Below are 15,532 nucleotides of genomic sequence, written 5' to 3' on the forward strand. Positions count from 1 at the left end.
TCGGACAGCCAGGGGCAGGTGTGCGTGCTAGCCTTCCGCTTCGCTTCTCAAGACCTCGGGCGCGGACGCGCCCAGCCCCCCTCCCATGATGTTCTCCGTGTTGTCCCGTGGTGTCCGTTCGTCCACGTCGTTGCTGTGCGCATGCGCGCTGGCCACGCTGCAGGCGTGCGGCAGGCATGCCGATGAAGCCGCCAGGCCGGCAGGCACGCCGGAAATCGAGTTTGCCGTTGCGCAGCGCGCCGATGCTCCGCTGGTGACGGAACTGCCCGGCCGCATCGAGCCGTATCGCACCGCCGAAGTACGTGCGCGTGTGGACGGCATCGTGCTCAAGCGCACCTATGACGAAGGCCAGGTCGTCAAGGCCGGGCAGGTGCTGTTCCGCATCGATCCCGCACCGCTCAAGGCGCAGGTGGATGCCGCGCAAGGGGCGCTGGCCCGTGCGCAGGCACAGCTGTCCATCGCCCGTGACAAGGCGGCGCGCTACAAGGGCCTCGCTGCCACGCACGCCGTCAGTGAACTCGAATACGCCGAAGCGCAGGCCGCCGAGCGCCAGGCTGCGGCGGAAGTCATCTCGGCGCGCGCTGCGCTGGAAACGGCGCAATTGCGCCTCGGCTACGCCACCGTGACGGCACCGATCACGGGCCGTTCGCGTCGCGCCCAGGTCACCGAAGGCGCGCTCGTCAAGGAAGACGCGGCCACGCCGCTCACCACCGTCGAACAGATCGACCCCATCTACGTCGATTTCGCGCAGCCCGCCGCCGAGGTGCTGGCCCTGCAACGCGCTCTCAAGACCGGCCAGGCCGCCGCGCTGGCCGCCAAGGACATCGGCGTGCAGGTCATCCTGAGCGACGGCGTGGCCTATGAGCGCCCGGGCAAGCTGCTGTTCTCGGACCTGGCTGTGGACCGCGCGACGGACAACGTCTCGATGCGCGCCGTGCTGCCGAACCCCGATGGCCTGCTGCTGCCGGGCATGTACGTGCGCGTGAGGCTGTCGCATGCCGTGCAGCAGGGCGCGGTGGCGGTCCCGAAGGGCGCGTTGCAGCGCGATCGCCACGGCGCATCGGTGTTCGTCGTGCAGGCCGACGACACGCTGGCCATGCGCGCGGTGACTGCGCAAACGTTGGCCGGCGACCAATGGCTCGTGACCAGCGGCCTCTCCGGCGGCGAACGTATCGCTATTCCCGGCATGCAGACGCTGGAGGCTGGCATGGCGGTCAAGCCGGTGCCGACAGGCGAGCGCGCGGGCGCCAAGCCGCAGAAGGGCTGACCATGGCACGCTTCTTTATCGACCGCCCGGTCTTTGCCTGGGTGATTGCGCTGGCCATCATCCTGGCCGGCGTGCTCGCGCTGCCGACCCTGCCGGTGGCGCAGTACCCGAACATCGCGCCGCCCAACGTCAGCATTTCGGCCACGTATCCGGGCGCCTCCGCGCGCACGGTGGAAAGCGCCGTGACCGCCATCATCGAGCGCGAGATGAACGGCGCGCCGGGGCTGCTGTACATGTCGTCGTCGTCCGATGCGGCGGGCAATGTGTCGATCAACCTGTCGTTCAAGCAGGGTACGAGCCCTGACCTTGCCGCGGTGGAGGTACAGAACCGGCTGAAGATCGTCGAGGAACGGCTGCCGGAAGTGGTGCGCCGCAACGGCATCCGCATCGAGAAGGCGGCCGAGAACTACATGATGTATCTGTCGCTGTCGGCCGAGCGCGGGCGCTTCGACGGCATCGATCTGGGCGACCTTGCGTCGTCCGACCTGATCCCGCAACTGCGCCGTGTGCCGGGCGTCGGCACCGCGCAGCTGTTCGATGCCGAATACGCCATGCGTATCTGGCCCGATGCGGACAAGCTGACTGCACTCGGCCTCACCGCCGGGGATGTGAGCGATGCCGTGCGCCGCTACAACGCGCGCATCACCGTGGGCGAGATCGGCAGTGGCGCGGTGCCGAACAGCGCGCCGATCAACGCAAGCGTGACGGGCGACGACGGCCTGACCACACCGGAGGCGTTCGGCGAGATTCCGCTGCGTGCCGACGCGCAGGGCCGCATGGTGCTGCTGCGCGACGTGGCGCGCGTGGAGCTGGGCGGCAGCGACTACCTGTACCTCTCGCGCCTGAACGGCAAGCCGGCGACGACCATCGGCATCAAGCTCGCGCCGGGTGCCAATGCGGTGGGCGTCGCCAAGCGCGTGCGCGCGGTGCTGGACCAAGCGCAGGCGCATTTCCCGCCCGGCGTGCGCTACGAGGTCGCCTATGACAGCTCCCGTTTCGTCGGCATCGCGATCGAGCAGGTCCTCAAGACGCTGCTCGAAGCCGTGGTGCTGGTGTTCCTGGTGATGATGCTGTTCATGCAGAACCTGCGCGCGACGCTCATCCCGACGCTGGTGGTGCCCATCGCGCTGCTGGGCACGTTTGCCGTGATGCTCCCGCTGGGCTTCTCCATCAACGTGCTGACGCTGTTCGGCCTGGTGCTGGCCATCGGCATCCTCGTCGACGATGCCATCGTGGTGGTGGAAAACGTCGAGCGCGTGATGCATGAAGAGGGGCTTTCTCCGCGCGAGGCGACGGCCAAGGCGATGCGGCAGATCAGCGGGGCCATCGTCGGCATCTCGCTGGTGCTGACGGCGGTGTTCGTGCCGATGGCGTTCTTTGGCGGCGCGGTGGGCAATATCTACCGGCAGTTTTCGCTGTCGCTGGCGGTGTCGATGGTGTTTTCGGCCTTCCTGGCGCTCACGCTGACGCCGGCGCTGTGCGCGACCGTGCTCAAGCCCGTGCGCGGGCATGGCGCCGAACGCAAGGGCTTCTTTGGCGCGTTCAACCGCGGCTTTGCGCGATTGACGGCCCGCTACCAGGGCGGCGTCGCCAGGCTGCTCAACCGCACGGGGCGCGCGCTCATCGCATACGGAACCGTCATCGGCGTGGCGGTGCTGCTCTTCATGCGATTGCCGACCGCCTTCCTGCCCGAGGAAGACATGGGCGAGTTCATGACCATCGTGCAATTGCCGACCGGCGCCACGCAGGCGCAGACACTCGACGTCGTGCGGCAGGCGGAGCATTACTTCATGACGCAGGAGCCGGCGGTGGCGTCCACGCTCGCCATCACGGGCTTCAGTCTGTACGGCAACGGCCAGAACGCGGCCATGCTGTTCCTGACGCTCAAGGACTGGAAGCAACGCAACGGCGCTGACCAGCACGTCGATGCCGTGGTCGAGCGCGCCAATGCCGCCTTCGGCAAGATCAAGAGCGCGACCGTCATGGCGATGAACTCGCCCGCGCTGCCAGAGCTGGGCAGCAAGCCCGGCTTCGACCTGCGCCTGCAGGACCGCAGCGGCGCCGGCTACGAGCGCCTCGTGCAGGCACGGGAGCGCATGCTCACCGAAGCCGCGAAGCACCCGGCGCTGGCCGAAGTCACGTTTGCAGGCCAGGGCGATGCGCCGCAGGTGCTGATCGACGTAGACCGCAAGAAGGCGCTGTCGATGGGCGTGTCGATCGAGGACATCAACCGCACGCTCGCAGTGATGTTCGGCTCGGACTATGCGGGCGATTTCGTCTACCGCAACCAGGTGCGCCGCGTCATCGTGCAGGCCGACGGCAAGCAGCGCGTCTCGGTCGAGCAGCTCGGCCGCATGCACGTGCGCAACGCGGCCGGTGCGATGGTGCCGCTCTCCGCCTTCACCACGTCCAAGTGGGTCGTCGGGCCGCTCAAGCTCGACCGCTACAACGGGTTCCCCGCCATGACGATCACCGGCTCGCCCGCGCCCGGCCATAGCTCCGGCGAGGCCATGGCGGCGATGGAGTCGATCGCACGCGCGCTGCCCGACGGCTTCGGCTACGAGTGGACGGGCCAATCGTTCGAAGAGCGCCTGTCGGGTGCGCAGGCGCCGGCGCTGTTTGCGTTGTCGATCCTGGTGGTGTTCCTGTGCCTGGCGGCGCTGTACGAAAGCTGGTCGATTCCGCTGGCCGTCATGCTGGTCGTGCCGCTTGGCGTGCTGGGGGCGCTGCTGGGCGCCACGCTGCGTTTCCTGCCCAACGACATCTACTTCAAGGTCGGGCTCATTGCGACCATCGGCCTGTCGGCCAAGAACGCGATCCTAATCATCGAAGTGGCCAAGGATCTGGTGGCGCAAGGCATGGGCCTGATTGAAGCCACGCTGGAGGCCGCGCGGCTGCGCTTCCGACCGATCGTGATGACGTCATTGGCATTTACATTTGGCGTGGTGCCACTGGCGATGGCGAGCGGCGCGGCATCGGCCAGCCAGCGGGCCATCGGGACGGGCGTGCTGGGCGGCATCATCACGGCAACGGTGCTGGCGGTGTTCCTGGTGCCGGTGTTCTTCGTGGTCGTGCGGCGCGTGTTCAAGGGCAGCGAGCGGCAGCGCCGGCTCGATGCGGCACACGAGCACGAGGTGACGGGGCGCGGGCCCGCGGCCTGATCACTCGGCAGTGGCGATGCTCTTGCACCTGGCTGTGCCTACAGCTGGGTCGAAGCCGAAGAAGCCGAGAACCTCCGCTGCGACCTGATCGCGGTCGTTGTCCACGCAGATCATGTGGTAGCTGTTTTCCAGCACCACGGTGCGCGCGCGGGGCAGCGCCGCCTGCAGCGTCTGCGCGGAGCGCAGGCTGGTGAGTTCGTCTTCGCGCGCGTGGATGATGAGCGTCTCGCACCGCGTGCCGGGCGCCGCGTCCCGTGCCCAGCGCCGCAGGCGGTCGACCTGCCGGATGCAGGCCAGCGGCACCCAGGGGTAGTGGAAGCTGTCGCCGCGCGCGAGCTTGGCCTTGATGATCCGCCGCAACAGTGGGTTCTTGATGCCGAACGGCTCGTCTTCTTCCACGCGCATGCGCGCTGCCATGCCGGGAATGCGATACACCGCGTGCCGCAGCTCCCGATACCACGGCGTCGACCAGCCGTCGATATGGATGGGCGTGGCCAGCAAGGCGAGGCGGTCCTGCGGCCGGTCGATGCCGTGGCGGACACGGTGCGCCAGCACGAGCGCCAGCAACGCCCCCATGCACATGCCCGCGATGTGTACGGTTGCATGCTCGGCAATGAGCTCGCGGTACGCTTGCGCGAGTGTTTCCAGCCACGCTTCGGCCCCCGTGCCGACGAGGTCCTGCGGATGCGTGCCGTGTCCGGGCAGGGTCGGCGCGTGCGTTGCCGCGCCGGCACTGCGCAGCGCTTTCTGTAGCACGCCCAGGTCATAGGCCGTACCGCCCAGGCCGTGGATCAGCAGCACCGCCGTGCTGCCACGCTGCATCGTCACAGCGCCGTCTCAATCGACCACGTGCCGGCCACCAGCGCCGTATTGCCCATTGCATCCGTGAGCGGCCCGCCGGTATCGACGACGGTGTGCAGCGTGCCGTCGCGGGCGGTGATGCGCAGCGTCTGGCGGCGGGCGGGCGTCGCCGCTTCATCGTCCAGCGGTGCCGCGCCGAGCCAGCGTGCGCGCAGCGCATCACGGTCGTCCGGATGCACGAGCTGCAGCACGGTCGACACCGAGGCCATGCTGGCCGCGTCGTGCCCGAAGGCAAGCACCACGTCGCCGCCCCAGTCGATGCGGCCGCTGGCCGGGTCGATGGTGTACACCAGCTGGCTCGATGCCGCCAGCGCCAGTTCCACACGGTTCTGCCATTGCGCGCTTTGCTCGTGCAGTTGCTCGCGCGTGGTCTTGAGCGCGCTCACCAGCAGCACCAGCAGCGCGGCGATGCCCAGATACAGCTGCGCTTCCAGCAGCGACTGGCCATAATGCTGGTCCAGCACGGCGAACGGGCCGTCGCCCTCGGCGGTTTGCGTCAGCGCCGTCAACGTCAGCAGCAGCACCGCCAGCGAGCCGCCGCGTCCGCCCCACAGCAGCGCCACCACCACGGCAAAGAACAGCGGCACGTACGTCAGCGCAAAGCCAACGCCGGCGCCAAATTTCATGACGCTGTTGCCATCGAAGATCAGGTAGGCCGACAGCGCCAGCGCGATGAACGCTGCCAGCCCGAGCAGGAAGTCGGTGCGGTCCGTGCCGCCCGAGCGGAAGGCGCGGAAGCGCGACCACGCGGCCAGCACCGGCGTGACGATCAGCACGCCAAGGAAGTCCGAGGCCGCCCAGATGCGCAGCACGTGCCCGAACGCGCCATCCTGCGACCACGCAAACCATGCCGCGCCGAACAGCGCACCGAGCAGGGCGCTGAACGCACCGGCCGCCAGCATCGCGCGCAGGAAGTACAGGCCCTCGAGCGGCACGCGCGCCAGCCGCACCAGGGCCACGGCCAGGGCTGCGCTGCCGGCCTCGTCGAGCACGAACAGCATTGCGTGTGCGGGGTTGGTCCGCTCGATGGCCGCCAGCGCCAACTGCGCCACGGCAAACGCGGCGCCCAGTCCCGGCCATTCGCGGTACGGCCGCAGCATGAACGCAGCCATGGTCACGCCGGCCGGCAGCCAGAGATAGCCCGTCATGTCGACCGGCCCGTTCAGCCGATGCGACACGATGGCGGCAACCAGGTACAGCGCACCCCACAGGACGGTGGCGACGGTGGTGGAAGGGCGGTTCAGTGGCATCCGGGTTTCCCTCGGTGAAAACGAAAAAAAACCGCGCCGGCCCGGGTGCCGTGCGCGGTGGGTGATGCTACCGCAGTTGCTTTGGGGGCCGCTTACACGACCGGCAGCGCGAGCACTGAACGCGCTGCACGCCGATCGCGCAGCTCGGCCATCCACCGTTCGAGGTTGGGACGGGACGGGCGGTCCATCGGCAAGCCCAGCCAGCGGTGCGTGGCGCAGCCGCAGGCAATGTCGGCCATGGTGAAGCGCTGGCCGGCTACGTAGGGCTGCTTGGCAAGCACCGTGTCTAGGATGGCCGTTGCGCGTTCGGCCGACTTGCGCGAGCGCTCGATGCGTTCGGCGTCGCGCTCATCCTCGGGCGTGCGGACGAGTTGCATGAACGCGTCGACCATCGCCGGGCTGTACGACGTGGTCTGCCAGTCCATCCAGCGGTCGGCATCGGCGCGTTCGTGCAACTCCAGCGGATACAGCGTGCCCGGGCCGTAGCGCGCCGACAGATACCGCACGATGGCGTTCGATTCCCACAGCACGAAGCGGCTGTCGCCGGCATCGTCCACGCCGTCTTCAATGACGGGGATCATGCCGTTGGGGTTCATTGCCAGGAATTGGGGTGTGTTGACGCCTCCGAAGGCGCCGCCGACGTCGATGCGCTCGTGGTCCAGCGACAGCTCATGCGCGCACCAGACCACTTTCTGCACGTTGACCGAAGAGAGTCTTCCCCAGATCCGCAACATCGACGACGGCTCCTTTCTCAAGTCGTGACGTAAATTTAGGCGGCCTTCGGCGTGAGCGCCGCGATTTCTGCGCGGATGAGTTCGCCCAGCACCGCAATACCTTGTTCGATGCGCTCCGGCGGCACCGTCACGAATGCCAGGCGCAGCGTATTGCGACGCGGCGCGTTGGCATAGAACGGCGCACCGGGCACGAACGCCACATTGCGCGCGACGGCCTTTTCCAGCAAGGTCATGGTGTCGATGCCCTCGGGCACTTCCACCCAGATGAACATGCCGCCTTCCGGGCGGTTCCAGTGCACGCCGGCCGGCATGTGGCGCTGGAGCGATTCGAGCATCGCTTCGCACTGCTTGCCGTACAGCGCCCGGATCGTCGGGATATGCGAGTCGAGCAGCCCGGTCTTCAGCACTTCGTATGCCACGCGCTGCGTGAAGCTGGGCGTATGCAGGTCGGAAGCCTGCTTGGCCTGCACGAGTTTGAAGTGGATGGGCTCGGGCGCGATGATGTAGCCCAGGCGCATACCCGGCGCGAGGATCTTCGAGAACGAGCCCATGTAGATCACGCCGTCCGGGTTGAGCGAGCGCAGCGAGGGCAGCTGGTCGCCGGTATAGCTCAGTTCGCCGTATGGGTCGTCTTCCACCAGAAGCACGCCGAGTTCCTTCGCACGGGCCACCAGGGCGTGGCGGCGGTCCAGCGGCAGGCGGCGGCCGGTCGGGTTCTGGAAATTCGGGATCGTGTAGAAGAAGCGTGCGCCGGCCGCCAGTTCGGGCGTCAGGGCGTCGGGCAGCAGGCCCTTGTCGTCGGTCGGCACGGACGCATAGGCCGGCTCGAACAGCGAGAACGCCTGCAGCGCCCCCAGATACGTGGGCGTTTCGACCAGCACCTTGCTTTGCGGGTCGATGAAGATCTTGCCCAGCAGGTCCAGGCCCTGCTGCGATCCCGTGGTGATCAGCACGCGCGAGGCCGTCGTGCCGTGGCGCTGGGCAATCCATTCGCGCAATGTCGACAGGCCCTCGGTGGGCGTGTACTGCAGCGACGCCTGCGGGTTGTCGGCAAACATGCGGGCGCACGCCGCCTGAATCGCTTCGACCGGGAAGGTGACGGGGGCAGGCAGGCCGCCGGCAAACGAAATCACCTCGGGGCGTTCGGTGATCTTGAGGATTTCCCGGATCGCCGAGCTCGTGAGCTTCTGAGCGCGGCTGGAGAAGGTACAGGAAGCGTGGTCCATGGTGTGGTCCTAGTGTTGCGCAGCGCCCACCTCGTGAGCAGGCGCCACAGGTGGGCAAAACGGGTAGGATAGCAGGCAACGGCCCGGCCTTGCCGGGCCGAAGCGGTGCTCAGGCGACTTCTGCAATCAGCTCGATCTCGACGCACGCGCCCAGCGGAATCTGCGCGACGCCGAACGCGCTGCGGGCGTGCTTGCCGGCCTCGCCAAACACCTCGGCGAGCAGTTCCGACGCGCCGTTGGTGACCAGGTGCTGCTCGGTGAAGTCGGGCGTGGAGTTGACCAGGCTCATCACCTTGACGATGCGCTTGACGCGGGAAAGGTCGCCGCCCAGGTGGGCCGACAGCGTGGCCATCAGGTCGATGGCGATCGCGCGCGCGGCGGCCTTGCCTTCTTCGGTGGTCATGTCGGCGCCGAGCTTGCCGACCCACGGCTTGCCGTCCTTCTTGGCGATGTGGCCCGACAGGAACACCTGGTTGCCGGTCTGCGCGGCCATGACGTAGGCGGCGGCGGGGGCGCCGGCGGCGGGCAGTTCGATACCCAGTTGCTTGAGCTTGGCCTGGGCGTCGTGCGTGGCGGACATGAAGACTCCTTGTGTTGAAGCAGTGAGCAAAATCGGACGGATGACGCTAGCGGCGCACGGACGTCCGCCGGCCGATGCCGACCACGGCAATCACTGCCAGCGCAAACAGCGCCGTGGGCGCATCCAGCGACTCGCCGAGCAGCAGCCAGCCGCCAATGAGCGTCATGAAGGGTTGCAGCAATTGTATCTGGCCGACCCGGGCCACACCGCCCGCGGCCAGGCCCGAATACCAGAACAGGAAGCCGACGAACATGGAGAACGCAGACACGTATGCCAGCCCCATCCATGCGCGGGCCGATGCGTGCGCCAGCGCCTCGGCCTGGTGCGTGGACGGCAGCCACGCCAGCGCGCCCACCATCGGCAACAGCACGGGCAGCGAGATGACCAGCGCCCAGGCAATGGTCTGCATGCCGCCCAGCTCGCGCGAGAGCCTGCCGCCCGTCGCATAGCCGAGCGCGCCCGTCACCATGGCGGCAAACAGCAGCCAGTCCGCCCGGTGCAGGGCTCCCCCACCTTGCAGCAGCGCAAAGGAAACGACGAGCGCGCTGCCCATCACCGCGCACAGCCAGAACGCGACGGACGGCCGCTCGCGCCCGAACCACACCGCAAACACGGCGGTGGCCAGGGGCAGCAGGCCGGTGATGATGGCGCCGTGCGCGGCCGGCACGTCCTGCATCGCCAGCGACGAGAACAGCGGGAAGCCCACCACCACGCCCATCGCCGTCACGGCCAGCTGCCACCATTGGCGGCCCCGCGGGCGTCTGGCGACGGAGAAGGCGCCCGTTGCGGCCAGCAGCGCCAGCGCCAGCGCGCTCGCCAGCACCGCGCGCGCCAGCGCCACGAAGGTGGCGTCCAGCTCGGCGACGGCCATGCGCGTGAACGGCAGCGTCTGGCTGAAGATGGCCACGCCGATGAAGCCGAGCAGCATGCCGCGGCGTTCAGCGTGGTCCGGGGCACGCGCGAGGGGCAGGGAGGCGGGCCTGGTCATGGCGTGCTGTTCAATCGGCAAACGCCACGGCCACCCGGCGGTTCTGCCGGCTCTTCTTCTCGATCTTCGTGACGACCACGCGGCCGATTTCCCCGGTGGCGCGCACGTGGGTGCCGCCGCACGGCTGGCGGTCGATGCCGCCGATGTGGATGATGCGGATGGCCGACGCGCCCGCCGGGGGCGCCGCGCCGATGGTGCGCACGAGCTCCGGCTGCGCGGCCAGTTCCTCGGGTGTGATGAGGTCGATGCGCACCGGTGTGTTGCGGCCGATGAGCTCGTTCAGTTGCGCGGTCAGCGTGTCGCGGTCGAGCGTCGATTCGGGCAGGTCGAAATCGATGCGGCCGGAATCCGGCGAGATACCGCAGCCCGTGACCGGCACCGGAATCAGCGAGCCCAGCAGGTGCAGGCACGTGTGCAGCCGCATCAGGCGGTGGCGGCGCTCCCAGTCGATGGTGGCGGTGACGGCCGTGCCGGGCGCCATCCGGGCGAGGTCTGTTCCTTCGGCCGGCACGTGCAGCACGGTCTGGCGATCGGGGCTGTAGACCGTGTCGGCAATCGCCACGGTCTGGCCGTCGCTCAGCACCAGCACGCCGGTGTCGCCGGCCTGGCCGCCGCTGCGGGCGTAGAACACGGTCTGGTCCAGCTCGATGCCATCGGCATGCACGGCGACGACGGTGGCGTCGCAGGTGGTGCGGTAGGCGTCTTCGTCAAAGCGCTTCAGCGTCGGCATGGCGGTGCTCCGTAGCGTGGGGGCGAAAGTCCGACCTTGATGGTAACGAAGTGCGTCTGTACAGTACCTGTACACTTTATCGTGGCGCTTTCGGTACAGTTTTCGGCCCTTCCATCATGACCGGTTCCTCTCACATCATCAGCCTGGACGCCCGCCGTCCGGCGGCACGTCCGGCCGCGGAGCAGTTGCCCGACCCGATTCCTTCGGCGCAGATGACGCTGGTGGACCAGCTGACCGAATGGGCCCGCATGCGCATCGACGAGCGTGTGTTTCGGGCCGGCATGCGCATGCCGTCGATCCGGCAGCTGGCGCAGGAGAAGAGCATCTCGCGCTTCACCGTGGTCGAGGCCTATGAGCGGCTGGTGGCGCAGGGGTATCTGGAGTCGCGTCGCGGGTCCGGCTTCTACGTCAAGGAGCGCCACACGCCGCTGCCGGAGGAGCCGCCCCCACCGCCGGCGACGGCGCGCAAGATCGACGTGACCTGGCTGCTGCGCAACATGTTCCACTCGGCCGAGCCGCGCAAGGCCCCGGGCGTCGGCTTCCTGCCCAACGGTTGGCTGGACGGCGAACTCATCGCCAATGCATTGCGTTCGCTCGGACGGCTGAACGGCAACCAGTTTCTGTCGCTCGGCACGCCGCAGGGCTTTCTGCCGCTGCGCCAGCAGTTGCAGACCCGGCTGGCGGAACTCGAGATCGGGGCGCGGCCCGAACAGATCGTCGTGACCTCGGGGATCACCGCGTCGCTCGACCTCATCGCTCGCCAGTACGTGCAGCCGGGCGACACGGTGCTCGTGGGCGATCCGGCGTGGTTCCTGATGTTCGGCCGCTTCGCTGCGCAGGGGGCGCAGGTGATCGGCGTGCCTTACACCACCGAGGGGCCGGACCTCGTCGCGCTGGAAGGGCTGGTGCAGGCGCGCCGCCCCAAGCTCCTGGTGATCAACTCGATCCTGCACAACCCGACCGGCACGTCGCTGTCGGCGGCCAAGGCCTTCCAGTTGCTGCGGCTGGCCGAGCAATACGGCTTCTTGATCGTGGAAGACGACATCTACGGTGACCTTGCCCCGCCCGGCTATCAGGCCACGCGGCTGGCGAGCCTTGACCAGTTGCGCCGCGTGATCTACCTGAACAGCTTTTCCAAGACGCTGGCGGTGAACCTGCGCGTGGGCTTCATCGCCTGCCATCCGGAACTGGCCAAGAACCTGACCGATGCCAAGCTGCTCACCGGGTTTGCCACGCCCGAGATCAACGAGCGCGTGCTGTACAAGATCCTGACCGAAGGGCAGTACCGCAAGCATGTCGAACGGGTGCGTGGCCGACTGGATCGGGCCCGCGACGGCGTGCAGCGCAATCTGGAGCGCATGGGTCTGAAACTCTTTGCGCAGCAGGGCGCCGGCATGTTCCTGTGGGCCGACACAGGGCAGGACACCAACGCCATCGCCCGCGCCGGGCACGAACAAGGCTACGTGTTTGCGCCTGGGAGCCTGTTTTCGCCGTCGCAAATGCCGTCCACGTGGATGCGCTTCAACATCGCCACCAGCGGGGACCCCGACATGCTGCGCTTCCTGGCCGAGCAGCTGGAAAAGGGCTGAAGTTGCATATGTACGCCGGTGCTTTCGCCCGTTCCAGGCAGCAAGTGCCACGAACATGACCAGACAGACCAGGCAGAAGGACCGCAGCAAACCGAACGCCGCTCTTGAAATTGAGGCCGGACGCCCTATCTAGCGACACAAATTCACGCGGGCATACGTGACGTGGAGCCCGCTTCGCTTTCGTTTTCACTGACTTTTTGCACATCACACACATGAGCGCACCGCACGAGACGATGGCTTTCCAGGCAGAGGTGAAGCAGCTTCTGCACCTGATGATCCACTCGCTGTACAGCAACAAGGAGATCTTCCTGCGCGAGCTGGTTTCCAACGCTTCGGATGCCGTGGACAAGCTGCGCTTCGAGGGCATCGCCAACCCCCAGCTGCTGGAGGGCGGCGGTGAGCTCGGCATCCGCATCGGCTTCGATGCGGCCGCGCGCACCCTCACCATTGCCGACAACGGCATCGGCATGAGCCGCGACGAGGCCATCCGCAACCTCGGCACCATCGCCCGTTCCGGCACGCGCGAGTTCTTCAGCCAGCTCTCGGGCGACCAGCAGAAGGACGCTGCCCTCATCGGCCAGTTTGGCGTGGGCTTCTATTCGGCCTTCATCGTGGCCGATCGCGTGACGGTGGAATCGCGCCGCGCGGGCGTGCCTGCCAATGAAGGCGTGCGCTGGGAAAGCGCCGGCGACGGCGAATTCACCGTCGACACGATCGAGCGCGCCGAGCGCGGCACCACCATTACGCTGCACCTGCGCGAGGGCGAGGACGATTTCCTCAATGCCTGGCGCATCAAGTCGGTCGTGCAGAAGTACTCGGACCACATCTCCCTGCCGATCCAGATGCGCAAGGAAACGTGGGACGAAGAAAAGAAGGCGATGGTTGCCCAGGACGAATGGGAAACCATCAACCAGGGCAGCGCGCTGTGGGCGCGCCCGCGCGCCGACGTGACCGACGATCAGTACGTCGCGTTCTACCAGCACATCGCGCACGAAAACGGCAAGCCGCTCGCCTGGACGCACAACCGCGTGGAAGGCCGCAGCGAATACACGCAGCTGCTGTACATCCCGACCAACGCGCCGTTCGACCTGTGGGACCGCGAGCGCCGCAGCGGCCTGAAGCTGTACGTCAAGCGCGTCTTCATCATGGACGACGCCGAGCAGCTGCTGCCGGGCTACCTGCGCTTCGTGAAGGGCGTGATCGATTCGGCCGACCTGCCGCTGAACGTCTCGCGCGAAATCCTGCAGGAAAGCCGCGACGTGAAGGCCATCCGCGAGGGCTCGACCAAGCGCGTGCTGGGCATGCTCGAATCGATGGCCGAGTCGGATGACGCCGCCGAGAAGGAAAAGTACGCCACGTTCTGGCAGAACTTCGGCCAGGTGCTCAAGGAGGGCATCGGCGAAGACCACGCCAACAAGGACCGCATTGCCAAGCTGCTGCGCTTTGCTTCCACGCACAACGAAGACAGCGCCCAGACCGTCTCGCTGGCCGACTATGTCAGCCGCATGAAGGAAGGCCAGGACAAGATCTACTACGTGACCGCCGAGAGCTGGACGGCCGCCAAATCGAGCCCCCACCTCGAGATCTTCCGCAAGAAGGGCGTCGAAGTCCTGCTGCTGACCGATCGCGTGGACGAGTGGATGCTCTCGTTCCTGCACGAGTTTGAAGAAAAGGAACTCGTGTCGGTGGCGCGCGGCGATCTGGACCTCGGCGCCATGGAAGACGAAGCCGAGAAGGCCGAGCACGCCAAGGTGGAGGGCGAGTTCAAGGCGCTGGTCGAGCGCGCCAAGGCAGTGCTTGCCGACAAGGCCAAGGACGTGCGCGTGACGCACCGCCTGACCGACTCGCCGTCGTGCCTCGTAGCCGATGAAGGCGACATCAGCGGCACGCTCGCGCGCCTGCTCAAGCAGGCCGGGCAGAAGGCGCCCGAGACCAAGCCGGTGCTGGAGCTGAACCCGACGCATCCGCTGGTGCGCAAGCTGGCGCTGCTGGAAACCGTGACCGGCAATGAGCAGGACCGCGCCGCGTTCGAGGATCGCCTGCATGTGCTGTTCGACCAGGCGTTGCTGGCCGAAGGCGGCGCGCTGGCCGATCCGGCTGCCTATGTGCAGCGCGTGAACCGCCTGCTGGCCTGATCGACGTACTGTCGCAGTGACGCTCAAGCGATGCTTTCCGCCCGTGGTCGACGCGCACACGCGCGTGCTGATCCTGGGCAGCCTGCCCGGCGAGGCATCGCTTGCGCAATCGCAGTACTACGCCTACAAGCACAACCAGTTCTGGCGGCTCGTCGGTGACGTCATCGGCGAAGATCTGCCGGGCATGGACTACGCCGCGCGCCTGCAAACGCTCCTGGCACATCGCATCGGCCTGTGGGACGTGGTGGCGCAAGCCAAGCGCGAGGGCAGCCTGGACAGCAAGATCCGCGACCACGCCGGCAATGATCTGGTGGGCTTGATCGAATCGCTACCGAACCTGGTTGCGATTGCCTTCAATGGCGGGACGGCCGAGCGCATGGGTGTGAAGGCGCTCGGGCGGCATGGTGATCGGCATCACATCCTGCGGCTGCCTTCCAGTAGCCCCGCCTATACCGTTCCGTACGCCGAGAAGCTGCACGTCTGGCGGACGCTGCGGCGATGGCTCGATATGCCGGGCTGACGATCCAGGCACGCTGTCATCGATGCAGCGGCGTCTGGGCTAGTACAGCCAAGGCAACGAGCGCAGTCGCCATCGCAACGGGCCGCCCGTGTTGCCCTGTCATGCCGAGCCACCTCGTGCGCGGGTGCAGTGCATGTTCCATCAGCATGTCCAACCCTCGATGTTCGTCCTCACTCCTCCAACGGGGCGAGGTCGTCTTTACGTACCGTGCGGGTGCGTTGGAACGTCGTTTGCTCGTCGGTCGTCACAGCCCTCCAGGCGTTGCACGTGCGTGCTCTGGGGAAGGCTGATCACCCGAAAGATGGAGGACCACATGAGCAAGACAACTTCAATCAGTGCGCTCGCATTCGTCATCGCAGGCGTTCTCGCCGGCTGTACTGCCGCCGGTAGCGGAACGGGCTCGGCTGCAGGCTCCGGGAGCGTGACGCCAGGGACGGGCTCGATGTCTCAACCGGGATATGGCACCGGCACGAGCTCAAGCGGCAGCGCGA

General features: G+C 67.3%; 12 protein-coding genes. 5 read left to right on the top strand and 7 right to left on the bottom strand.

Features of this window, described 5'->3' with window-relative positions; genetic code table 11:
- Nucleotides 1–85: 85 nt before the first annotated feature.
- Nucleotides 86–1,267, top strand: coding sequence for an efflux RND transporter periplasmic adaptor subunit (locus KHN96_RS07145; RefSeq protein WP_082062979.1), 1,182 nt, complete (start codon nucleotides 86–88; stop codon nucleotides 1,265–1,267).
- 2 nt (nucleotides 1,268–1,269) lie between these two features.
- Nucleotides 1,270–4,428 carry an efflux RND transporter permease subunit gene (locus KHN96_RS07150; RefSeq protein WP_062739364.1) on the top strand — a complete coding sequence of 1,053 codons (3,159 nt, stop codon included), beginning with the start codon at nucleotides 1,270–1,272 and terminating at the stop codon, nucleotides 4,426–4,428.
- On the opposite strand, the gene KHN96_RS07155 is transcribed toward KHN96_RS07150, so the two are convergent.
- The 7 genes from KHN96_RS07155 to KHN96_RS07185 form a co-directional block, all read right to left on the bottom strand.
- Complete coding sequence (locus KHN96_RS07155) at nucleotides 4,429–5,250, bottom strand: alpha/beta hydrolase (protein WP_062739363.1); 822 nt, start codon at nucleotides 5,248–5,250, stop codon at nucleotides 4,429–4,431.
- A 2-nt stretch (nucleotides 5,251–5,252) separates the two neighbouring features.
- A complete protein-coding gene (locus tag KHN96_RS07160) occupies nucleotides 5,253–6,539 on the bottom strand; it encodes an MASE1 domain-containing protein (RefSeq protein WP_045786394.1) in 1,287 nt (428 codons plus the stop codon).
- A 92-nt stretch (nucleotides 6,540–6,631) separates the two neighbouring features.
- Nucleotides 6,632–7,273, bottom strand: a complete 642-nt coding sequence (locus KHN96_RS07165; RefSeq protein WP_062739362.1) for a glutathione S-transferase family protein — start codon at nucleotides 7,271–7,273, stop codon at nucleotides 6,632–6,634.
- Between the two features lie 35 nt (nucleotides 7,274–7,308).
- Nucleotides 7,309–8,499: an aminotransferase-like domain-containing protein gene (locus KHN96_RS07170; RefSeq protein ID WP_045786396.1), complete on the bottom strand. Its 1,191-nt coding sequence runs from the start codon at nucleotides 8,497–8,499 to the stop codon at nucleotides 7,309–7,311.
- 109 nt (nucleotides 8,500–8,608) lie between these two features.
- Nucleotides 8,609–9,079 carry a RidA family protein gene (locus tag KHN96_RS07175; RefSeq protein WP_045786397.1) on the bottom strand — a complete coding sequence of 157 codons (471 nt, stop codon included), beginning with the start codon at nucleotides 9,077–9,079 and terminating at the stop codon, nucleotides 8,609–8,611.
- A 46-nt stretch (nucleotides 9,080–9,125) separates the two neighbouring features.
- Complete coding sequence (locus KHN96_RS07180; RefSeq protein WP_062739359.1) at nucleotides 9,126–10,067, bottom strand: DMT family transporter; 942 nt, start codon at nucleotides 10,065–10,067, stop codon at nucleotides 9,126–9,128.
- A 10-nt stretch (nucleotides 10,068–10,077) separates the two neighbouring features.
- Complete coding sequence (locus KHN96_RS07185) at nucleotides 10,078–10,797, bottom strand: alanyl-tRNA editing protein (RefSeq protein ID WP_062739357.1); 720 nt, start codon at nucleotides 10,795–10,797, stop codon at nucleotides 10,078–10,080.
- Between the two features lie 116 nt (nucleotides 10,798–10,913).
- On the opposite strand from KHN96_RS07185, the gene KHN96_RS07190 reads away from it, so the two are divergent.
- From KHN96_RS07190 to KHN96_RS07200, 3 genes are all read left to right on the top strand, one after another.
- Nucleotides 10,914–12,386, top strand: a complete 1,473-nt coding sequence (locus tag KHN96_RS07190; RefSeq protein ID WP_045786400.1) for an aminotransferase-like domain-containing protein — start codon at nucleotides 10,914–10,916, stop codon at nucleotides 12,384–12,386.
- Nucleotides 12,387–12,598: 212 nt separating this feature from the next.
- Nucleotides 12,599–14,521 carry a molecular chaperone HtpG gene (htpG, locus tag KHN96_RS07195; protein ID WP_062739356.1) on the top strand — a complete coding sequence of 641 codons (1,923 nt, stop codon included), beginning with the start codon at nucleotides 12,599–12,601 and terminating at the stop codon, nucleotides 14,519–14,521.
- Between the two features lie 16 nt (nucleotides 14,522–14,537).
- A complete protein-coding gene (locus tag KHN96_RS07200; RefSeq protein WP_045786402.1) occupies nucleotides 14,538–15,041 on the top strand; it encodes a DNA-deoxyinosine glycosylase in 504 nt (167 codons plus the stop codon).
- Nucleotides 15,042–15,532 lie beyond the last annotated feature (491 nt).

It is taken from the genome of Ralstonia mannitolilytica, assembly GCF_905397375.1.
Taxonomy (GTDB): domain Bacteria; phylum Pseudomonadota; class Gammaproteobacteria; order Burkholderiales; family Burkholderiaceae; genus Ralstonia; species Ralstonia mannitolilytica.

Coding starts and splice junctions, on each gene's coding strand:
- KHN96_RS07145 (WP_082062979.1), top strand. CDS start 86: ATGATGTTCTCCGTGTTGTCCCGTGGTGTCCGTTCGTCCACGTCGTTG.
- KHN96_RS07150 (WP_062739364.1), top strand. CDS start 1,270: ATGGCACGCTTCTTTATCGACCGCCCGGTCTTTGCCTGGGTGATTGCG.
- KHN96_RS07155 (WP_062739363.1), bottom strand. CDS start 5,250: ATGCAGCGTGGCAGCACGGCGGTGCTGCTGATCCACGGCCTGGGCGGT.
- KHN96_RS07160 (WP_045786394.1), bottom strand. CDS start 6,539: ATGCCACTGAACCGCCCTTCCACCACCGTCGCCACCGTCCTGTGGGGT.
- KHN96_RS07165 (WP_062739362.1), bottom strand. CDS start 7,273: ATGTTGCGGATCTGGGGAAGACTCTCTTCGGTCAACGTGCAGAAAGTG.
- KHN96_RS07170 (WP_045786396.1), bottom strand. CDS start 8,499: ATGGACCACGCTTCCTGTACCTTCTCCAGCCGCGCTCAGAAGCTCACG.
- KHN96_RS07175 (WP_045786397.1), bottom strand. CDS start 9,079: ATGTCCGCCACGCACGACGCCCAGGCCAAGCTCAAGCAACTGGGTATC.
- KHN96_RS07180 (WP_062739359.1), bottom strand. CDS start 10,067: ATGACCAGGCCCGCCTCCCTGCCCCTCGCGCGTGCCCCGGACCACGCT.
- KHN96_RS07185 (WP_062739357.1), bottom strand. CDS start 10,797: ATGCCGACGCTGAAGCGCTTTGACGAAGACGCCTACCGCACCACCTGC.
- KHN96_RS07190 (WP_045786400.1), top strand. CDS start 10,914: ATGACCGGTTCCTCTCACATCATCAGCCTGGACGCCCGCCGTCCGGCG.
- htpG (WP_062739356.1), top strand. CDS start 12,599: ATGAGCGCACCGCACGAGACGATGGCTTTCCAGGCAGAGGTGAAGCAG.